Annotated in this window: 17 protein-coding genes and 1 pseudogene; 11 read left to right on the top strand and 7 right to left on the bottom strand. The window is 64.7% G+C overall.

The window, feature by feature from the left end; all coding sequences use genetic code 11:
* Positions 1-6 precede the first annotated feature (6 nt).
* The 3 genes from RX329_RS27150 to RX329_RS27140 are packed head-to-tail and all read right to left on the bottom strand — an operon-like array spanning position 7 to position 3,905.
* Positions 7-1,485 carry a PLP-dependent aminotransferase family protein gene (locus tag RX329_RS27150; RefSeq protein WP_317244480.1) on the bottom strand — a complete coding sequence of 493 codons (1,479 nt, stop codon included), beginning with the start codon at positions 1,483-1,485 and terminating at the stop codon, positions 7-9.
* A gap of 50 nt (positions 1,486-1,535) precedes the next feature.
* Positions 1,536-2,132 (bottom strand): redoxin domain-containing protein, encoded by a 597-nt coding sequence (locus RX329_RS27145; protein WP_026233787.1) that lies wholly within the window; start codon positions 2,130-2,132, stop codon positions 1,536-1,538.
* 15 nt (positions 2,133-2,147) lie between these two features.
* On the bottom strand, positions 2,148-3,905 hold the full coding sequence (locus RX329_RS27140; RefSeq protein WP_317244479.1) for an MOSC and FAD-binding oxidoreductase domain-containing protein: 1,758 nt from the start codon (positions 3,903-3,905) through the stop codon (positions 2,148-2,150).
* 167 nt (positions 3,906-4,072) lie between these two features.
* Here RX329_RS27140 and RX329_RS27135 point away from each other — a divergent pair, with 167 nt between their 5' ends.
* Entirely contained in the window at positions 4,073-4,453 is a 381-nt protein-coding gene (locus tag RX329_RS27135; RefSeq protein WP_018459365.1) for a nuclear transport factor 2 family protein, read from the top strand.
* A 112-nt stretch (positions 4,454-4,565) separates the two neighbouring features.
* Here the strand turns inward: RX329_RS27135 and RX329_RS27130 are convergent, their stop codons facing one another.
* Complete coding sequence (locus tag RX329_RS27130) at positions 4,566-5,744, bottom strand: IS481 family transposase (RefSeq protein WP_317244478.1); 1,179 nt, start codon at positions 5,742-5,744, stop codon at positions 4,566-4,568.
* A gap of 420 nt (positions 5,745-6,164) precedes the next feature.
* Here RX329_RS27130 and RX329_RS27125 point away from each other — a divergent pair, with 420 nt between their 5' ends.
* Genes RX329_RS27125 through RX329_RS27110 form a run of 4 tightly spaced genes read left to right on the top strand, consistent with a single transcriptional unit; the run spans position 6,165 to position 8,253 of the window.
* Positions 6,165-6,638, top strand: a complete 474-nt coding sequence (locus tag RX329_RS27125; RefSeq protein WP_085352736.1) for a tellurite resistance TerB family protein — start codon at positions 6,165-6,167, stop codon at positions 6,636-6,638.
* 2 nt (positions 6,639-6,640) lie between these two features.
* Entirely contained in the window at positions 6,641-7,003 is a 363-nt protein-coding gene (locus tag RX329_RS27120; RefSeq protein ID WP_026233786.1) for a hypothetical protein, read from the top strand.
* Positions 7,000-7,635: a TerC family protein gene (locus tag RX329_RS27115; protein ID WP_018459362.1), complete on the top strand. Its 636-nt coding sequence runs from the start codon at positions 7,000-7,002 to the stop codon at positions 7,633-7,635. The genes RX329_RS27120 and RX329_RS27115 overlap by 4 nt, the downstream gene beginning before the upstream one ends.
* A gap of 33 nt (positions 7,636-7,668) precedes the next feature.
* A complete protein-coding gene (locus RX329_RS27110) occupies positions 7,669-8,253 on the top strand; it encodes a TIGR00645 family protein (RefSeq protein WP_085352737.1) in 585 nt (194 codons plus the stop codon).
* A gap of 22 nt (positions 8,254-8,275) precedes the next feature.
* Here the strand turns inward: RX329_RS27110 and RX329_RS27105 are convergent.
* Positions 8,276-9,215 (bottom strand): annotated as a pseudogene (locus RX329_RS27105) (LysR family transcriptional regulator).
* A 157-nt stretch (positions 9,216-9,372) separates the two neighbouring features.
* On the opposite strand from RX329_RS27105, the gene RX329_RS27095 reads away from it, so the two are divergent.
* Positions 9,373-9,948: a hypothetical protein gene (locus RX329_RS27095; protein ID WP_166517741.1), complete on the top strand. Its 576-nt coding sequence runs from the start codon at positions 9,373-9,375 to the stop codon at positions 9,946-9,948.
* Positions 9,949-9,979: 31 nt separating this feature from the next.
* Here RX329_RS27095 and RX329_RS27090 read toward each other — a convergent pair whose 3' ends face one another.
* Positions 9,980-11,062, bottom strand: a complete 1,083-nt coding sequence (locus RX329_RS27090) for a substrate-binding domain-containing protein (RefSeq protein ID WP_085352738.1) — start codon at positions 11,060-11,062, stop codon at positions 9,980-9,982.
* 112 nt (positions 11,063-11,174) lie between these two features.
* Here RX329_RS27090 and RX329_RS27085 point away from each other — a divergent pair, with 112 nt between their 5' ends.
* Together RX329_RS27085 and RX329_RS27080 are read left to right on the top strand one after the other, a co-directional pair.
* A complete protein-coding gene (locus tag RX329_RS27085; RefSeq protein WP_317244477.1) occupies positions 11,175-12,659 on the top strand; it encodes an aldehyde dehydrogenase family protein in 1,485 nt (494 codons plus the stop codon).
* 186 nt (positions 12,660-12,845) lie between these two features.
* A complete protein-coding gene (locus RX329_RS27080) occupies positions 12,846-13,109 on the top strand; it encodes a hypothetical protein (RefSeq protein ID WP_085352740.1) in 264 nt (87 codons plus the stop codon).
* 7 nt (positions 13,110-13,116) lie between these two features.
* Here RX329_RS27080 and RX329_RS27075 read toward each other — a convergent pair whose 3' ends face one another.
* Positions 13,117-14,013 carry an alpha/beta fold hydrolase gene (locus tag RX329_RS27075; RefSeq protein WP_085362159.1) on the bottom strand — a complete coding sequence of 299 codons (897 nt, stop codon included), beginning with the start codon at positions 14,011-14,013 and terminating at the stop codon, positions 13,117-13,119.
* A 179-nt stretch (positions 14,014-14,192) separates the two neighbouring features.
* Here RX329_RS27075 and RX329_RS27070 point away from each other — a divergent pair, with 179 nt between their 5' ends.
* The 3 genes from RX329_RS27070 (at position 14,193) to RX329_RS27060 (ending at position 17,788) form a co-directional block, all read left to right on the top strand.
* Positions 14,193-15,581 carry a class II 3-deoxy-7-phosphoheptulonate synthase gene (locus RX329_RS27070; protein ID WP_085352741.1) on the top strand — a complete coding sequence of 463 codons (1,389 nt, stop codon included), beginning with the start codon at positions 14,193-14,195 and terminating at the stop codon, positions 15,579-15,581.
* A 4-nt stretch (positions 15,582-15,585) separates the two neighbouring features.
* The gene (locus RX329_RS27065; protein WP_085352742.1) at positions 15,586-15,939 is read left to right on the top strand and encodes a diacylglycerol kinase; all 354 of its coding nucleotides are present in this window, start codon (positions 15,586-15,588) and stop codon (positions 15,937-15,939) included.
* Positions 15,940-16,030: 91 nt separating this feature from the next.
* A complete protein-coding gene (locus RX329_RS27060) occupies positions 16,031-17,788 on the top strand; it encodes an NAD+ synthase (protein ID WP_085352743.1) in 1,758 nt (585 codons plus the stop codon).
* The last annotated feature ends 169 nt before the right edge of the window (positions 17,789-17,957 follow it).

Genomic DNA, 17,957 nt, shown 5'->3' with positions numbered 1-17,957 from the left:
TGCCAGTTATCGTCTATTTGATCGGTCCAGTTCGGCGACGGCTTGTGCGAGAAGCCTGCAGCCGCGCTCGATCTGTGCCACCTCCAATGCCGAATAGCCCATGACGAGGCCGACCGTCTTCCGCGGTCGGCGAGGTCCGACGAACAGCGCAGAGACGGAATAGATGCCGACGCCCTTTGCACGGGCCGCCTTGATCAACGCGTCCTCTCGCTTCTGCGGCACGTCGTCGAACCACGCCACGATGTGCAGGCCGGCGGCCGTGCCCTCGATCCGGACGCGGTCCCCGAACCTGCGGCGAAGCGCGTCGAGCAGCGCCCGCTGGCGTTCGGCGTTGCGCCGGCGCACGCGCCTGATGTGGCCGTCATAGGCGCCGCTTTCCAGCATCGACGCGAGAGCGTCCTGTTCGATCAGCGGCGTGTGCCGGTCCATGATCTGCTTGGCGGCGGCGATCAGGGATCGCAGGGCGGAGGGCACCACCAGAAAGCCGATCCGCAAGGTCGGCGAGAGCGTCTTGGAGACGGTGCCGAGATAGATCACATTGCCGCCGCCTTCCAGCGCGTGCAGCGGCGGGATCGGCTTGGTATCGTAGCGATACTCGCTGTCGTAATCGTCCTCGATCACGTAGGCGTCGTTTGCCCTGGCCCAGGCGAGCAATTGGTGCCGGCGGCCGATCGGCATGACGCCGAGCGGATATTGGTGCGACGGCGTGACATAGGCGAGGCGGGCTTCGACGCCATCGAGCCGCGCTGTCTCCAGTCCATCCACGTCGACGGGAATCGGGATCGTCTCGGCGCCCGTCGCTGCGAAAGTATGCCGCGCCATCTGGTAGCCGGGATCCTCCATCACGAAGCGGTCGCCGGCATCGAGCAGCAGGCGCGCGCAGATGTCGAGGCCCTGCTGCGAGCCGTTGACGACGACGATCTGATCGACCTCGCAGCGGACGCTACGCGACCGCCAGAGATAGCCTTGAAGCGCGGTCCGCAGCCGCAGCGCCCCGCAGGGATCGTCATAGGCCAGCCGCTCGGGCTTGCGCGCCATCGCAGCGGTCACGGCCTTTTTCCATGCCAGTACCGGGAAATCCGACGGCGCGAGCTCGCCATAGCGGAAGTTCGCGACCAGCCCGCGCGGCGGCTCGGACCAGCGCGGCGGGTCTTGAAGCAACCGGTTCCCGAAGGCCGACAGCCGCACCTTCCGCGCCGACGGCCGCGACACTACGCGCGTGCGTCCTCGCTCGACGACGGCGCGAGCCACGCGCGGTCGCGCGCCATGGCGTGTTTCGATGAAGCCTTCGGCGGCGAGCTGTTCGTAGGCGATCGTGACGGTCGAGCGCGCCACGCCCATCTCACCGGCCAGCGCGCGGGAGGACGGCAGCACCCCGTCGATCCCGTACACCCGTGCCATGATCTGATCCCGCAGGACTTCGTAGATCTGGCGCGCGCCCATGCGGTCGGCACGGGGCGCGGGATTGGTCTTCATCTGGATCATCCACATTCCGAACCGGCATTCGCCCGAGCGGACGATGTCGGAATGTGGTTCTAATCCCGTTCGCCGAGAGTTTCGACGTAAGCCTTGCCGTAGGGATGAAAATGCTCCCTGCGGCCCTGGTCCCACAGTGCCCTGAGGCCGGGCGCCGCGATGTCCCAATCCGGCCGGCACTTCATGCCGACTGCCCTGAGGTCCTGGCGGAGCTCTTCGACGGTTGGACGGCCGAAGAACCAGTAGCCGTTGTAGATCTTGTGAATGACGAGGCCGGGCTCGAGCACGATCACGTGCGGAATCATCGGATTGTGGACGGGGTCGGTGTATTCGGCGATGTCGAGATCCTTCTGAACGAGGCGCCGCGAATCCGAGAGAAAGGGCCAGTGCGCTCCGACGCCGCTGCGATATTCGCTGGTCTGGGTGATGTTGTCGGTCGTGATCGTGACCATCCGGCAATAGCCCACCTCCATCTCGCGATGGAGTTGCAGCAAGCCTTCGGCCTGGCGACGATCCTTGGGACAAAATCCGCCGCGGCCGAGCACGAGCACCATTGGATCGCCCGCCTGCAGTTCGGAGAGCTTCCGGTGCTTGCCGGTGTGGTCGCTGAGTTCGTAATCCGGGAAGGTTACTCCCGGCATCATGTCAGGTCGCATTGCGCTCTCCCACTTTTACAGATCAACCACGACGTCGTTTCGGGGTCGTGAGCAGCAGATCAGGACATTGCCGTCCGCCGGCGGATCGAGCGGATCCGGCGCATAGTCAACCGTCCCCGCGATCAACCCGCTCTCGCAATTGTGGCAGACGCCGGTCCGGCACGACCAGCGCACGGGGACGTCGCACGCCTCGGCCAATTCCAGCAGGCTGGCATAGGATGGTCCCCAGCGGACATTGAGGCCACTCCGGGCGAACGAAACCATCGGGCCGGGGCCGGGGGCACCGATCGGCGGGTGCGCCCGCTTCTGCGGGGAGGACGCTATGCCGGGCGTCAAGGACGGTCCGGCGCCGAACAATTCGGTGTGGATGCGATCCGGTGCGACGCCCAACGTGGTGAGGCCAGCTTTCAGATCGTTCATGAAACCTGCCGGTCCGCACAGATAGAAATCGCCGTCACGCGGCACGCTCAGGGTCTGGAGCTGGCGTGCGTCGAGATGTCCGGCTGTGTCGAACGCCACATTGAGACGATCGTCCGGGTCAGGCGCGCTGTAGCAGACGTGGCTATGGTGACGAGAGAGCCCACCTAGCAATTCGCGCGCCTCGGCGGCGAACGCATGTTCGCGGCCATTGCGAGCGCCGTGCAGCCACCACACGTCCCGCGTCGTCGCTTCGGCGGCGAGCGCGTGAAGCATTGCGAGCAAAGGGGTGACGCCGATGCCGGCGCTCAACAGGATGACGGGGCGTGCATCTTGCCGGAGCGTGAAACTGCCGCGTGGCGCACCTAGTTGCACGGCAGCGCCGGCCAGCAGCTCGTCGGCAATGTAACGGCTGGCGGCGCCGTGAACTTCGCGCTTGATGCTGACGCGATAGGACGCGGCATCGGCGCCGCCCGACAGCGAATAGCTGCGTGTCATCGCCTGCGCACCGGAGGGCTCGAGCTTGATGACGACGAATTGACCGGGCAGGGCGGCCGCCACGGGATGTCCGTCGGCGGGTTCGAGGATCAGCGACGTCACGTTGCCGCTTTCGGCGATCTTTCGCGCCACGCGAAAGGAGCGGAATCCGCGCCAGGCCGGAGCTGGGCTCGCCGCCGGCCCAAGCCCGGCGTTTCCCGCGGTCTTGTTGTCCTTCTGCTGCTCGAGCAGCGCCTCGAAAGAACGGCGCCAGCCGCGGCTCAGCGCGGGAATCCGCAGCGCGCGCTCTAGGCGTTCGCGCGGATGAGGCGGCAGGTAAAGCAGCGCATTGATCTCGAACACGCTCATGCGCTCGGGTCCCACAGCGATCTGTGTGATCTCGTCACCGGCTTCGACGTCGCCTTCCTCGATCACACGGAAATAGAATCCGGGCCGCCCGTGCCTGACGAGCAGCGCGGCCATGTCCGGCTCGTCCATGCGAATGCCGAGACGGTAGCAGGTGACGCGCGGCTGCGTCACTTCGAACACCGCGGAGCCGATCCTGTAGCGGTCTCCGATGCACACGTTGGTGTCGGCGAGGCCCTCGACCGTAAAGTTCTCGCCGAACTGGCCATGAACGAGGTTCGATCGACCCAGATGCTCCTGCCAGTACCGATAGGATTCATCCTGATAGACGAATACGGCACGATGTTCGCCGCCATGACCGGCCGTATCGCCCTGGCCGTCGCCATCGATGTTGAGCCGGCGCACCCTGCGCGGGCCTGTGACCTGTGCCTTCCAGATGCCGGTGTGGACGGTCCGACCCTGCCAAGCGACGTCGCGCGGCAGGCCGACATTGACCGAAAGCAGACGTGCCATTGCGTGTTCCCGATCTGGCTGCGCGGTTCTGCCGTCATCATTGCATCGGATGGGGTTTTTGGCTCGTTAGTCGTTGTTAGACGTTGCGAGCAAGCCTTGCCACCGGCGACGCTGAGGCCAATTTGAAATGCGTAACGTAAACGCAGTCGGTACAACGGGAGATCACGATGGATGATCAGGGCAAGCTGGCCGCGCTCCAGCGCCATTGGGATGCTTCGGATGCGAACGATTTCGAGGCCGAGCACGACATCTATCGCGAGGACGCGGTGCTCGACTATCCGCAGTCCGGCGAGCGCATTCGCGGTCGCAGGAAGATTCAAGAGAGCCGGTTCGTGCAGCCGAACAAGAAGCGCTTCACGGTTCGGCGGATCGTCGGCAGTAACGATCTCTGGGTGAGCGAATTCGTGCTGACCTATGACGGGGTGCCGTCTTACGTAGTGAGCATCATGGAATTCCGCGACGGCCTCGTGGCGCACGAGACTCAATATTTCGGCGACAGGTTCGAGCCGTCGCCCTCGCGGGCGCATCTTGTCGAGCGGGTGGGGTAGGCTGAGTGCTCCGCACTCCGCTGTCATTCCCCGCGCAGGCGGGGAATCCAGTACGCTGCGGCTTCTCGACAAACTACGGGCGTCTCGGAGTACTGGATCGCCCGCCTGCTGTTTAGACCGGAGACATAGCTGACGCCTGTTCGGACACATCACTGACAGTTTGGCTGCGCGTCAAGTCGATTGATCCGACCTGCCAACTGGCAAAGAAGATTCCGTAGCGGCCGTCGCGGTCGAGCGGCCTCACGGCCAGCTGCTCGCCGCAGAAGGCTTGAGGGACTTTCCACATTTGCCCTTTGAAGGCGATGTAGCTCCGCGTCGAGGAGACGGTGCGAACGATCTCCCCGGCGTCGTATTGGATCTTCGGCACACGATCCGGCATGGCGCGTAAACTGGGCCGGTAGCGATCGGCGGGAATGCCCATGCCCAAGCTCTCGTGGGGCCGCTCCAGATTGTAGACCGTTCGCCAGCTATCGAGGGCACGCTGGACTTCCGCCAAAGTGCGGAACGTGCGCAGAGCGAACACTTCTGCTTTCAAGCTGCGATGGAAGCGTTCGTTCTTGCCTCGGCCCTGAGGATGACGTGGCCTGGCATGGACCACCCTGACGCCGAGCTTGAGCAGCCATACCTTCAGCGCAGTCCAGCGAACGCCCGAGGTGTCGCCCCAGGGAGAACCGTTGTCGAGGTAGAAGGCCTCCGGCAGCCCATAGCGTCGGAAGGTGTCGGTCAGATGCCTCTGCACATCAGGTCGCTGCTCGTTGGCGCACGCCTTCAAACACAGCGCATAGCGGGAGTGGTCATCGACCATGGTTAGCGGATGGCAACGCCTTCCGTCGGCAAGCGGCATGTGGCCCTTGAAGTCCATCTGCCAGAGTTGATTGGGCGCGTCCCTCTCGAACCGGTGGCCTGAAGGGCTCGGCGCGGCTTTCTCGCTCGGCTTGATCCGTTCGTTCCGGCACAGGATCCGATGCACTGTGGAGGGCACCGGTACGGTCTGGCCGCCGCGCTTCAGGCAATGGGCAATCTTGCGCGCTCCCCAAGCCGGATGCTTGTCACGCACAGCCAGAACCCGCGCCTCGACCTCAGGCACGCTCCGCTTGGGCATGCTCTTGGGCCGGCGCAACTGATCCGCCAGTTCATGATCTCCAGCCTGCCAACGCCGCAGCCATTTGTAGCCCACATCAGGACTGATCCCGAACCGCCGGCACAACTCCCGCCGGTTCGCCCCTTCCTGCAACGCAAGCCGCACAAACTCCCGTCGCTGATCCATCACCGACACCTCGTTCCAGGGCATGGAAGGCCTCCCGAATCGACCATTCCAGCCCAGTTTGAAGTGTCAGCTATGTCTCCGAACACCTGTCAGTGATCTGTCCGGTCTAAACACTGCGCGGGCGATGACAGTAAAAGACATGATCGCAGGTGCGGAGCGCGCAGAACTGCTTAGCCAATGTGGCAACACGGAACCCGATGCGGCGGCTGGTCGCAGTCGCGTCGTCTTGATTCCGACAGCCCCATCTTTATGTGTGAAACGAACAAGAATCCGGGCCCCTCTGGCGAGGAAGTCGACGCTGTCGGCAAAACCTCGTGATGTCGGATGACCTGTCCCGCGCGAATGCGATGGATCGGCCGATCGTTGGGCCTTCTTGAGAGTCTCTCCGACCGAATCGTCCCCATCGCAGCTCCGTGCGGTCTTTCGCAAGATAAGGGAGCAACGATGTCCGACGCCAAGCATTCAAATCCGATCGAAATCGAGATCACCGAGCCATCCAGCCTGAACGAGCAGGCTGCGGTGGCACTGGTGATCGTCGGCGCGCTGGTTGCCGTCGCCGACCGGCAAGTTTCGCCGGTCGAACGCGACGAGGTCGTCCGGTTCATCCGGGATCGCAAGCTGGCGCCGCATATCTCGGACGACCGGCTCTACGCGATGTTCGACGAGCTTGCTGAACGACTCGAGGAGCCGGATTTCGCCAATGTGGTGATCGAGAATTTGCGTCCGGTTTCAGACCTGCCGCTGTCGGCTCATTTGATGGAACTGTCGGAGCGCGTCGCGGCCGCGGACGAGGACGTGCATCCCCACGAAGTGCAGGCGATCAAGCTGTTGCGCCTGCTGACGCTGGTGCTGCCGCGCGCAAAGCAGGTGACGCCGGGTGCAGTGCGCGCCGAACACCGCATCGCCGCCGAGGAGTAAGCATGAGCGTAGTTTCGGACGAGGATAAGACAGGGACTGCGGGCGCTAGCGGCCAGATGGCTGGCGGCGACCCGCGCCTCGACAAGCTTGTCCGTCGCCTGCCGCCGCGCATGGGCGACACCGTCACCTATCTGCTCAAGCCATCCAGCCGCTGGGTGAGAATCCCTTCGGGTGCGCTGCTGATTGTCGGCGGCGTGCTCTCCTTCCTGCCGGTGCTCGGCGTCTGGATGCTACCGCTCGGCCTCGCTTTGCTCGCGGAAGACGTGCCCGCGCTGCGCTCCGGGCGCGCCAAGGTTCTGGATTGGGTCGAGCGGAAGAAGCCGCACTGGCTCGATCCGTCCGCACCGAAAAATGACCAATCATGACTGAATTCATCACCACCGAAGCGCTGACCGCGCTGCTTCAGGTCGTCCTGATCGACCTCGTGCTCGCCGGCGACAACGCCGTCGTCATCGGCCTTGCCGCAGCCGGCCTCCCGGCCGATCAGCGCCGGCGCGCCATCGTCGTCGGCATCATCGCCGCCACCGCCCTGCGCATCGTCTTTGCCGGCGTCGCGACCCAGCTTCTGCAAGTGATCGGGCTATTGCTCGCCGGCGGCGTGCTGCTGCTCTGGGTGTGCTGGAAGATGTGGCGGGAGCTGCGCGAGCAGTCCGCGCATGCGAACGAGCTCGCGTTCAGCCATGGCGGCAGCAGCGCTGCGCCTGCGTCCCGAAAGACCTTCAGGCAGGCGGCGGTGCAGATCGTCGCCGCCGACGTCTCGATGTCGCTCGACAACGTGCTCGCGGTCGCGGGCGCTGCGCGCGAGCATCCCTACATCCTCGCTTTCGGCCTGCTATTGTCGGTCGCGTTGATGGGCGTCGCCGCCGATTTGCTCGGCCGCGTGCTCCAGAAGCAGCGCTGGATCGGCTATGTCGGCCTCGCCATCATCGTTTACGTCGCCTTCGAGATGATCTATCGCGGATCGCTCGAGCTCGCGCCTGTGATCGCGAGTCTCTGAGGCAACGCGCCTGTCCATCATCCGGAGTGATCAATGACGTCCGAACCCAAAGCACCTTCGGCGGATTCCGTGCCGGCGCCGCAAATCGGCCCGTTTGCCCAACTCATCTTTGGCTCGCGCTGGCTGCAGGTCCCGCTTTATGTCGGCCTCATCGTCGCGCAGGCCGTCTATGTGCTGCTGTTCCTGAAGGAGCTCTGGCACCTGGTCGTGCACTCGTTCGACGCCAGCGAGCAGCAGATCATGCTGGTCGTGCTCGGGCTGATCGACGTCGTGATGATCTCGAACCTGCTGGTGATGGTGATCGTCGGCGGTTACGAGACCTTCGTCTCGCGCCTGAACCTCAGCGGTCATCCGGACGAGCCGGAATGGCTCAGCCACGTCAATGCCAGCGTGCTCAAGATCAAGCTTGCGATGGCGATCATCGGCATCTCCTCGATCTCGCTGCTCAGGACCTTCATCGAGGCGGGCAATCTCGGCACGACGCGGAGCAATTTCACCGAGAGCGGCGTGATGTGGCAGGTGCTGATCCACCTGACCTTCATCATCTCCGCGATCGGCATCGCCTGGGTCGACCGCCTCGGCGATAGCGGCCAGCGCAAGGGGGTCGGCCACGGCTGAACGTCAGACCGTCGGCGTTTGATCAGGCGATCTGCGGATGCGCCGCGTTTTCCCGCCGCTCGCGCTCGCCCAGTTCGCGCACCAGCTCCTGGAGGAAGGATTCCGTGTAAGCGGGGAGGGTGCGCTCGGCGCGAACGTAGATGCCGAGATCTGACCACACCGGGCTGCCGGCATTGTCGAGCGGCAGGAAGACGAGCCGGCTGTCGCGCGACAGCCTGCTGATGCCGAGCTGGGTCTGGAAGGCGACGCCGACGCCGCGCGCCGCGAGCTCGCGCATCAGGTCGATCGAGTTGGCCTGGATGGCCGGCTCCGGGGTCTCGGAGAGCTGCGCGATCAGCGGCTGGAGCAGATGATAGATCGACAGCTCCGGCAGCGCGTGGATGACGGGAAAGGCGAGACATTGGGGCAGCGTGACCGTCTTGCCGCGCGCCAGTGGATGCTCGCGCGCGACGACCGCGCCCAGGCGAAACCGTTTCAAGGCGACCTGGCGCAGGTCCGGCGGATGCCGCAGCGCCATGGCGATGCCGATGTCGGCCTCGCCGCGGCTCAGGGCCTCCAGCACGTCCGACGATCCCTTCACCTCGGTGGTGAAGCTGACGCGCCGGGCGCGGCCGCGATGGGAGGCTATCAGGTCGGGCAGCACCGACTCCGTGAGCGACTCGATGCAGGCAATGCTGACGGCGCCGTGCCAAGTCCCCGCCAAGGGATGCGACGTCCGAGCGGAAGCGGTCGAGGTCCTGGAGCACGTTCATGACGTGCCGGGCCAACATCTCGCCGACCGTCGTCAGCGTCAGGCCGCGCGCATTGCGCTCGAACAAGGGTGACCCAACCTCCTGTTCAAGCTTGAGAATCTGGCGGCTTACGGCCGACGAGGCAACGTTCAGCATGCGCGCAGCGGCCCGGATCGAGCCGGTGCGGCGGACGGCGTGGAAGTACTGGATGGCTGGTGAGTGAAATCGCATGGGACCCCCGGCCGGACTATAGCCGTTGCCGAAACGGCATCAACGTGTACGAAATTCTGTGCTTTTCGAGCGCGCTCCTCCCACCTAGGTTCGCCGCCGGCTTGGCCGGTCCTGTCGGGCCGCCATGCCATGCGCAACGAGGCGCCAGGGGATTCCGGTGAACGAGAACATTGTTTGCGAGGTCGCGCCGGACACGCGTCTGGTCGATCGCCGTCGCGCGGCGGCCTATGTCGGCGTGACCGCCGGACGCTTCGAGCAGCTGGTGCGCGACAGCGTCGTGCCACCGCCGGTCATGGTGGACAACAAGCGGCGCTGGCCGCTCGCGTTGCTCGACGTTGCGAAGGACGCGGTTGTCGCCAGCAGCATGCCGTGCCTGCCGCAGGTGATGGTCGAGATTGCGCAGGACGCGCGTCCCTGCGAACGGGCCCCCGCACCAGCCTCGCACGAACTGCCGGATAAAAACTGGTTCGAGCAGCGCGCGCGGTTCGTTCGGCGCGTGCGCCGGTCGCTGCTGTCGGGCAACGAGATACGGCTCTTGCGCGAGTTCAAGCTGCTCAGGCAGAACCAGATCAGCATGTTCGGCTATTACGGCAGTTTCGAAGCCCTGATGGTGCGCGGCTACATCGTCGAGCTCGCGCGAAAGCCGCCGTCGAGCCGTCCGCTGGTGACGTACCGGCTGACCGCGCAGGGCGAGCGGGTCATGTCGGCGCTCAAGGGCGAGCCGGCGATCTGACCGGCGCGGAAGGCGATGGCATCCTCCGGCATCATCGCACGGCGTGCATCTCCAGAAACGCCTTCACGCCGGTGACGGTGCCCGTGTCCGACGGCACATAACCGGGCAGGGTGGCGACGGCTGCGCGAAAATCGGCGCTGCGGACGATCTCCAGGATGCGTGGCATCGGCCCGGTGTCCAGGAACGCGCGCTTGCAGACGAAGAAATAATCCTCGGTCAGGAGCCGGATGAAATCGAGGCCGAAATGCCGGGCGGCGGCTTCGACGCCGAAGCTCGCATCAGCCATGCCGCTCGCGACATAGGCTGCGACCGCGGCGTGGGTGAATTCGATCTGCTGCGCGCCGTTGATCCTGCTCTCGTCGATGCCGTTTGCCGCAAGCAGTTGGTCGAACAGAAGCCGCGTGCCGGAATCGTGGTCGCGGTTGACGAAGCGGACTTTGGGTCCGGTGAGATCACCAAGCGAAGCAATGCGCAGCGGATTGCCGCGCGCGACCATCAATCCCATTTCGCGTGTGACGAAGCTGATGATGCGATCCTCGCGCGGATCGAGCCATTCGCGCGCAGCCTTGATGCCCTGGGCGCGCAGCGCGCCGTGCGGCAGATGCAGGCCGGAGAGATCGCAGGCGCCCTGCGCCAGCGAGACCAGCGAATGCTGGTTGCTGACATAGCGCAGATCGACGCCGATGCCGGGCTCGCGGTCGAGGAATTCGCGCAGTTTTGCGACCGCAAAACCGTGGCTGGCATGCACGCGGATCACCGACGGGCGCTGCTCGAGGAACGGCTTGATCTCGCTCGCCAGCTCCTGTGCCAGATTCTCAAGCTGAGGTCCGAGCCGGGCCTGCATGCGCTCGCCCGCCCACACCAGCCGCTCGCCGAACGGCGTGAGTTTCGAGCCCTTGCCGCGCTGGGTTTCCACCAGCGGCGTGCCGAAGAACTCCGACCATTGCTCGATCAGATTCCAGACATGGCGATAGGAGAGGTGCGCATCCTTGGCCGCGCTGGTGATCTTCCCGGTTCTCCTGATCTCGTTGAGGACGCCAAGCATGATGACGGCGGTGCGCGGATTGCCCTCCCGGCGAAACCGCCAGACGGCCTCGATCTCGATCTGAAGCATTGGTCCTCCCTATGAACTACATTTCATATGACCGCCGTCCATTTGCAATCCATATCATATTTACTCCCGTCCACAGGCGCCTAGTCTGGTATACCAGAACTGGAGGAATATGATGTCTGTTGCATATGACTTTGCACACTCGCCGGCCACCGAGTTCATGTCCCGGCCGCAGCATCTGCTGATCGACGGTCGCCGCGTCCCGGCGAGCTCCGGTCGCACATTCAACTCGCTCAATCCGGCCACCGGGCAGGTCATCGCCATCGTCGCCGAAGGCAACGAGGCCGATGTCGATCATGCAGTAGCGGCCGCGCGCCGGGCCTTCGAAGGCCCCTGGCGCACGATGCGGGCGTCCGAGCGCGGCCAGATCCTGCTACGCTGGGCAGACCTGCTCAAGGCTCACGCCGAGGAGATCATCGAACTCGAGTCGATCGATGCGGGCAAGCCGATCGCCGCGACATCGCGGCAGGATTTTCCGGCCGCCGTCGACACGCTGATCTACTACGCCGGTTGGGCCGACAAGATCAGCGGCGACGTCGTGCCCGTGCGCGATGATGCCCTGACCTACACCGTGCGCGAGCCGGTCGGCGTGGTCGCGGCGATCGTGCCCTGGAATTTCCCGCTGATGATCGGGATGTGGAAGCTCGCGCCGGCGCTGGCCTGCGGGTGCACCATCGTGATGAAGCCGGCCGAGCTGACCTCGCTGTCGGCGCTACGCATCGCCGAGCTCGCGCTCGAAGCCGGCCTGCCGGCGGGCGTCTTCAACGTCGTCACTGGCCCCGGCCGCGTCGTCGGCGACGCGCTGGTCAATCACCCTGACGTCGACAAGGTCACCTTCACCGGCTCTCCCGGTGTCGGGCGGGGAATCATGAAGGGCGCCGCAAGCAACTTCAAGCGCATCTCGCTCGAGCTGGGAGGCAAGTCGGCCAACGTCATTTTCGACGATGCCGATCTCGAAGCCGCATCGAAAGCTGCGGCTTCCGGCATCTTCTTCAATGCGGGCCAGGTCTGCTCGGCCGGCTCCCGCGTGCTGGTGCAGGAGAAGGCCTATGACGAGGTCGTCGAGCGGCTGGCGGCGCGCGCAAAGTCGCTCAGGATCGGCGACCCGCTCGACCGCAAGACGACGCTCGGCCCGGTCATATCCGAGAAGCAGATGAAGGCGGTCCTCGATTATGTGGAGATCGGCCGGAAGGAGGGCGCTACCCTCGTCACCGGTGGTGAGAAGGTCGGCGATCGTGGTTACTTCATCAGTCCCGCGGTGTTCGCCGACGTCGCGCACGAGATGCGGATCTCGCAGGAGGAGATCTTTGGCCCCGTCGTCAGCGTCATCAAGTTCAAGGACGAGGCCGACGCTTTGCGGATTGCCAACGGCACGGCTTACAGTCTCGCCGCCGGCGTCTGGAGCCGCGACATCGGCAAGCTGCAGCGCTTCGCCAAGCGAGCGCGCGCGGGCACAGTCTGGATGAACACCTATGGCTATACCGACGTGCGGCTGCCCTGGGGCGGCGAGCGCGACTCCGGCCTCGGCCGCGAGCACGGCACCGCCGCGCTAGACAATTTCACCGAGCCCAAGGCGGTCTGGATGAATCTGGCCGTTTGATACCTCCCGAGTGGCCAAGCCTGGAGCCCGCCTGACCACCCGTGCAGGCGGGCTCTTTTTCGAGATCGATAAAATTGTCTGCATTCCGCTCAGCTGCGGCAAACCGTGCGGACAAGAACCGCGCGGCCTTAAACCCCGGCTTTGGAACCGGCGTGCATCCTGCCTGCAAAAGGGTGGGGCATCAGCATGTCAGTTCTCAGGGAGGTCGTCGTCGCAATCGCGGGAGTCTACGCACTTCTGTTTGCGTGCGACGCAATGTTCGGGATCGGCGAGGCGCGCTTCGACGACGTTTATTACAGCGCCAGCTTCTATGCGCCGCGGCCGAAGGAGTTTCGTTTCGCCGGCGATACGCCGCCGGCGGTCCGCGTCAGCGAGGCGTTTGCGCAATTCGCGCCGGGCGAAGCCAAGCCGAACAAGCGCTACTCGTCGCTGACCACGATCCTCCGGTAAGCACTGTCTATTCTCCCTGGATCCATTCCGCGACGCCGCGCCACAATGTGTCGCGATGTTCGGGGCGGAAGAAGCCGAAATGGCCAATCGCCTTGGCGCCGACGTCGGACGGCTTCACGTTGATTACCTCCGGCTTGATTGCGGTGAATCCGCTCGCAAGCAGCTCGACCGCGGGCCGCGTCGCCCAGGGATCGTCGGAGAAGCAGAGTGTGCGCAACTCGCCCTTGAACCTGGCGAAATTCTCCAGCGCCGGCAGCTTTGAATCGAAGAGATAACGGGGGCTCGAGACCCACTCGGCCCATTGCAGGAAGACGCCCTTGGGCAGATCCTCGCCGATGCCGGCCCAGCCCGGCGCGTAACCGAGCGCGTGGACGAGCGGCACGCCGACAAAATTCATGAAGGCGAAGACGCGGTATTTTTCCGGCGACGTCATTAGCCGCCAGGTCGCCGCCTGCGAGGCCACGAACGCGGCGCGCGAGATGTCCGCGTTGTTCGCGATCAGCCCGAGCGCCTGGCCGCCAAAGGAGTGCCCGACATAGGCCAAGGGCAGAGTGTGGTAGCGCTCGCGCATCCAGTGCACTGCGGCGGTGACGTCGAGCGCGGCCCAGTCCGACATCGAGGCCTTGAAGCCGACCAGCGATTTCGGTTGGTTGTAGCCAACCATCGCCGGCAGCCGGGAGTCGCCGATGCCGCGATAGTCGTAGGTCAGGACTGCGCAGCCGCGATGGGCGAGATAGGAGGCAAAGCCGCGATAGATTTTTCGCGGGACGGCAGTCGCCGAATTGACCAACACGGCATGACGTTTGGTGCCGCGGGGCAGGAATAGCGTGCCAGCCAGCGCATACCCGTCGGTCGCCGGGAAGCTGATCTCGTCGATGAAAACGTCGTCCAGTGCCGCGTCCATGGACCGAAGGTATCTGCCAGTTTCCAAGCCGTTTCCCAGCAAATGCGAATTTGGCTTTCCCCGCAAGGCTTTGCAGTGCCAGACGGATTTCAACTGGCGGCCGGTGGCCAGCCTGTGTATAAGGCGACCCTCGCAACCCACAGATCAGGTTGTGCTTTTTGCTTCACGGAGAGATTGCGATGTCCGAGCGGTGGACGCCCGAGTCCTGGCGCAGCAAGCCGGTGCTACAGGTGCCCGATTATCCCGACGCCAAGGCCCTGGCCGACGTCGAGGCGCAGCTTGCGACCTTTCCCCCGCTGGTGTTCGCGGGCGAGGCGCGCAATCTGAAGAAGGCGCTGGCGCGGGTCGCGGCCGGAGAGGCCTTCCTGCTGCAGGGCGGCGACTGCGCCGAGAGCTTTGCCGAGCACGGCGCCAACAACATCCGCGACTTCTTTCGCGTGCTGCTCCAGATGGCGGTGGTACTGACCTATGCCGGCGCCGTCCCGGTGGTGAAGGTCGGGCGCGTCGCCGGCCAGTTCGCAAAACCCCGGTCCTCACCGATGGAGAAGATCGACGGTGTCGAGCTGCCGAGCTATCGCGGCGACATCGTCAACGACATCGCCTTCACCAAGCAAGCACGCGTCCCCGATCCGCAGCGCCAACTGATGGCCTATCGCCAGTCGGCCGCGACGCTGAACCTGCTGCGTGCCTTCGCCACCGGCGGTTACGCCAATCTCGGCAGCGTGCATCAGTGGATGCTCGGTTTCCTCAAGGACAGTCCGCAGTCCCGCCGCTACAAGGAATTGGCCGACCGCATCTCCGACGCGCTCAATTTCATGCGCGCCTGCGGCCTCGATCTCGAGGCCCATCCCGAGCTGCGCGCCACCGATTTCTACACCAGCCACGAGGCCCTGCTGCTCGGCTACGAGCAGGCCATGACCCGCGTCGATTCCACCACTGGCGACTGGTACGCGACCTCGGGTCACATGATCTGGATCGGCGACCGCACCCGCCAACTCGACCACGGCCATATCGAATATTTCCGCGGCATCAAGAATCCGATCGGGCTCAAATGCGGCCCGTCGCTCAAGCCCGACGAGCTGCTGAAACTGATCGACGTGCTCAATCCCGACAACGAGCCGGGCCGGTTGACGCTGATCGGCCGCTTCGGCTCCGACAAGATCGGCGAGCACCTGCCGAACATGATCCGCGCCGTGAAGCGCGAGGGCAAAGTGGTGATCTGGTCGTGCGATCCCATGCACGGCAACACCATCACCTCGACGTCGGGTTACAAGACGCGGCCCTTCGATCGCATCCTGTCCGAGGTGAAGTCGTTCTTCGCGATCCACGCCGCGGAAGGCACCCATGCCGGCGGCGTGCATCTGGAGATGACCGGCCAGGACGTCACCGAGTGTCTCGGCGGCGCCCGCGCGATCACCGACGAGGATCTCAACGACCGCTATCACACGGTCTGTGATCCCCGGCTCAATGCCGAGCAATCCATCGACATGGCTTTCCTGGTCGCAGAACTGCTCAAGCAGGAACGCGCCGGCAAGATCAGGCCGATGCCCGCCGCAGCGGGGCTCTAGAACCTTGCTGCGGATCTGGAAGGCCACGATCAATTCCCGTAACGGTCTGGCCTTTGCGTTCCACTCGGAGCAGGCCGTCCGCGAGGAAATCGTTGCGCTCCTCTTGTCGCTGCCGCTTGCATGGTTCGTCGGCGCGACCGCGATGCGCGCGGTCGAGCTGATCTGCGCGGTCGCGTTCGTGCTGGTGGTCGAGCTGCTCAATACGGCGATCGAGAAGCTTGCCGACCGGCTGACCATGGATCACGACAAGCAGATCGGACGGGTCAAGGACATGGGCTCGGCCGCGGTCGGTGTCGCGCTGCTGATGGCCGGCGCGTTCTGGATCATCGCCATCATCGAGCGATTGGGATTTCTTTAAAGCGCGTATCGCGCTTTAAACTGTTTTTTCAGCATGATCTTTTCGGAAAACCGCTTCACTCTTTTCCGGATCATGCTCTGATCGGAGCGCCATGACCGAACGTCTCAACGCATTCGCGGTCACGCTCGCCCAGCTCAATCCGACCATGGGCGACATCGAGGGCAATGCCGCGAAAGCGCGCGCGGCGCGCGTGCAGGCAGCCGCCGACGGTGCCGATCTCGTGCTGTTTCCGGAATTGTTCATCGCCGGCTACCCGCCGGAAGATCTCGTGCAGAAGCCTTCCTTTCAGGCCGCCTGCCGCGCTGCGATCGAAGCGCTGGCGCGCGAGACCGCCGATGGCGGGCCGGCGATGCTGATCGGCACGCCCTGGGTCGAGGAGGGCAGGCTCTATAATGCCTGCGCGCTGCTCGATGGCGGCCGTATCGCTGGCCTGCGCTTCAAATGCAATCTGCCGAATTACGGCGTGTTCGACGAGAAGCGGCTGTTTTCGCGCGGGCCTGCCGCCGGCCCCGTCACCGTGCGCGGCGTGCGCGTCGGTGTGCCGATCTGCGAGGACATCTGGCTTGAGGAGTCCGAGGACTATGAGAACGTGGTCGAGACGCTGGCCGAGACCGGCGCCGAGATCATCCTCGTGCCGAACGGCTCGCCTTACGCCCGCGACAAGGCCGACGTGCGCTTGTCGGTCGCGGTCGCGCGCGTCACCGAGAGCGGTCTGCCGCTGGTCTATCTCAACCAGGTTTGCGGCCAGGACGAGTTGGTGTTCGACGGCGCCTCCTTTGCGCTCAACGGCGACCTTTCGCTCGCAGCGCAATTGCCGGCGTTCGCGGAGAGCATCACCACACTGCACTTCACGAGAAGCGGCGACGATTGGCGTTGCACCGGGCCGATCGCCGCGCAGCCCGAGGCAGACTACGCCGACTACGCGGCCTGCGTGCTGGGCTTGCGCGACTACGTCGCCAAGAATGGCTTTCCCGGCGTGCTGCTCGGCATTTCCGGCGGCATCGACTCCGCGCTGTGCGCGGCGATCGCGGTCGATGCACTCGGTTCCGATCAGGTGCACGGCGTGATGCTGCCTTATCGCTACACCGCGGCAAGCTCGATTGCGGACGCCGGCGAGCTCGCCGGCCATCTCGGCATCCGCTACGAGGTGCTGCCGATCGCCGAAGCGGTGACCGGGTTCGAGACCATCCTGTCCGGCGTCTTCAAGAATCTGCCGCCCGATGTCACCCAGGAGAATCTCCAGGCCCGCACCCGCGGCACGCTGCTGATGGCGATCTCGAACAAGACCGGCCTGATGGTGGTGACCACTGGCAACAAGTCGGAGATGTCGGTCGGCTACGCCACGCTCTATGGCGACATGAACGGCGGCTTCAATCCGATCAAGGACATCTACAAGACGCAGGTGTTTCGGCTGGCAAGCTTGCGTAATTCGTGGAAGCCCGAGGGGGCGCTGGGGCCGGCCGGTGAGGTGATCCCGCCCGACATCATCACGCGTCCGCCGACCGCGGAGCTGCGCGAGAACCAGACCGACCAGGATTCGTTGCCGGCTTACGACGCGCTTGATGCCATCCTGGAGCGTCTCATCGAGCGCGAAGAGCCGCTCGATATAATCATCGCCGCGGGCTTTGACCGCGAGACGGTCACCCGCATCGACCATCTCCTCAACGTCGCCGAATACAAGCGCCGCCAGGCCGCGCCCGGCGTCAAGGTCACAGCCAGGAATTTCGGCCGCGACCGCCGCTATCCCATCACCAACCGCTTTCGCGACAAAGGCGAGCAGCTCGCCGCTCCGGATGAGACGCTGGTCTCGCGTGGGAGCAAAGCCTCGATCGACGCGTTTGAGGGGTGAGGCTGGCGCTTGCGCTGCCGTTTCCGCAACCGAGATCGGCGTTATTGTGCCCTCGCCCCTTGCGGGAGAGGGCAGCTCCGCTGTCGAAGCGAACTCATTCGGGTGAGGGGTCTATCTCCGCGTACTCATGTGCACATGTGAGCGGATAGAACCCCTCATCCGGCGCTTC

It is taken from the genome of Bradyrhizobium sp. BWC-3-1 (assembly GCF_032917965.1).
In the GTDB taxonomy this organism is placed as follows: Bacteria; Pseudomonadota; Alphaproteobacteria; order Rhizobiales; family Xanthobacteraceae; genus Bradyrhizobium; species Bradyrhizobium canariense_D.
Note: the sequence above shows the minus strand (reverse complement) of the source record. Positions and strands in the feature narration are given on the sequence as shown.

Excerpts from the sequence above, each read along its gene's own strand:
- RX329_RS27125 (WP_085352736.1), top strand. The coding sequence starts at position 6,165 with ATGTCCGACGCCAAGCATTCAAATCCGATCGAAATCGAGATCACCGAG.
- RX329_RS27140 (WP_317244479.1), bottom strand. The coding sequence starts at position 3,905 with ATGGCACGTCTGCTTTCGGTCAATGTCGGCCTGCCGCGCGACGTCGCT.
- RX329_RS27080 (WP_085352740.1), top strand. The coding sequence starts at position 12,846 with ATGTCAGTTCTCAGGGAGGTCGTCGTCGCAATCGCGGGAGTCTACGCA.
- RX329_RS27090 (WP_085352738.1), bottom strand. The coding sequence starts at position 11,062 with ATGCTTCAGATCGAGATCGAGGCCGTCTGGCGGTTTCGCCGGGAGGGC.
- RX329_RS27135 (WP_018459365.1), top strand. The coding sequence starts at position 4,073 with ATGGATGATCAGGGCAAGCTGGCCGCGCTCCAGCGCCATTGGGATGCT.
- RX329_RS27075 (WP_085362159.1), bottom strand. The coding sequence starts at position 14,013 with ATGGACGCGGCACTGGACGACGTTTTCATCGACGAGATCAGCTTCCCG.
- RX329_RS27120 (WP_026233786.1), top strand. The coding sequence starts at position 6,641 with ATGAGCGTAGTTTCGGACGAGGATAAGACAGGGACTGCGGGCGCTAGC.
- RX329_RS27130 (WP_317244478.1), bottom strand. The coding sequence starts at position 5,744 with ATGCCCTGGAACGAGGTGTCGGTGATGGATCAGCGACGGGAGTTTGTG.
- RX329_RS27070 (WP_085352741.1), top strand. The coding sequence starts at position 14,193 with ATGTCCGAGCGGTGGACGCCCGAGTCCTGGCGCAGCAAGCCGGTGCTA.
- RX329_RS27060 (WP_085352743.1), top strand. The coding sequence starts at position 16,031 with ATGACCGAACGTCTCAACGCATTCGCGGTCACGCTCGCCCAGCTCAAT.
- RX329_RS27110 (WP_085352737.1), top strand. The coding sequence starts at position 7,669 with ATGACGTCCGAACCCAAAGCACCTTCGGCGGATTCCGTGCCGGCGCCG.
- RX329_RS27115 (WP_018459362.1), top strand. The coding sequence starts at position 7,000 with ATGACTGAATTCATCACCACCGAAGCGCTGACCGCGCTGCTTCAGGTC.
- RX329_RS27145 (WP_026233787.1), bottom strand. The coding sequence starts at position 2,132 with ATGCGACCTGACATGATGCCGGGAGTAACCTTCCCGGATTACGAACTC.
- RX329_RS27085 (WP_317244477.1), top strand. The coding sequence starts at position 11,175 with ATGTCTGTTGCATATGACTTTGCACACTCGCCGGCCACCGAGTTCATG.
- RX329_RS27150 (WP_317244480.1), bottom strand. The coding sequence starts at position 1,485 with ATGATCCAGATGAAGACCAATCCCGCGCCCCGTGCCGACCGCATGGGC.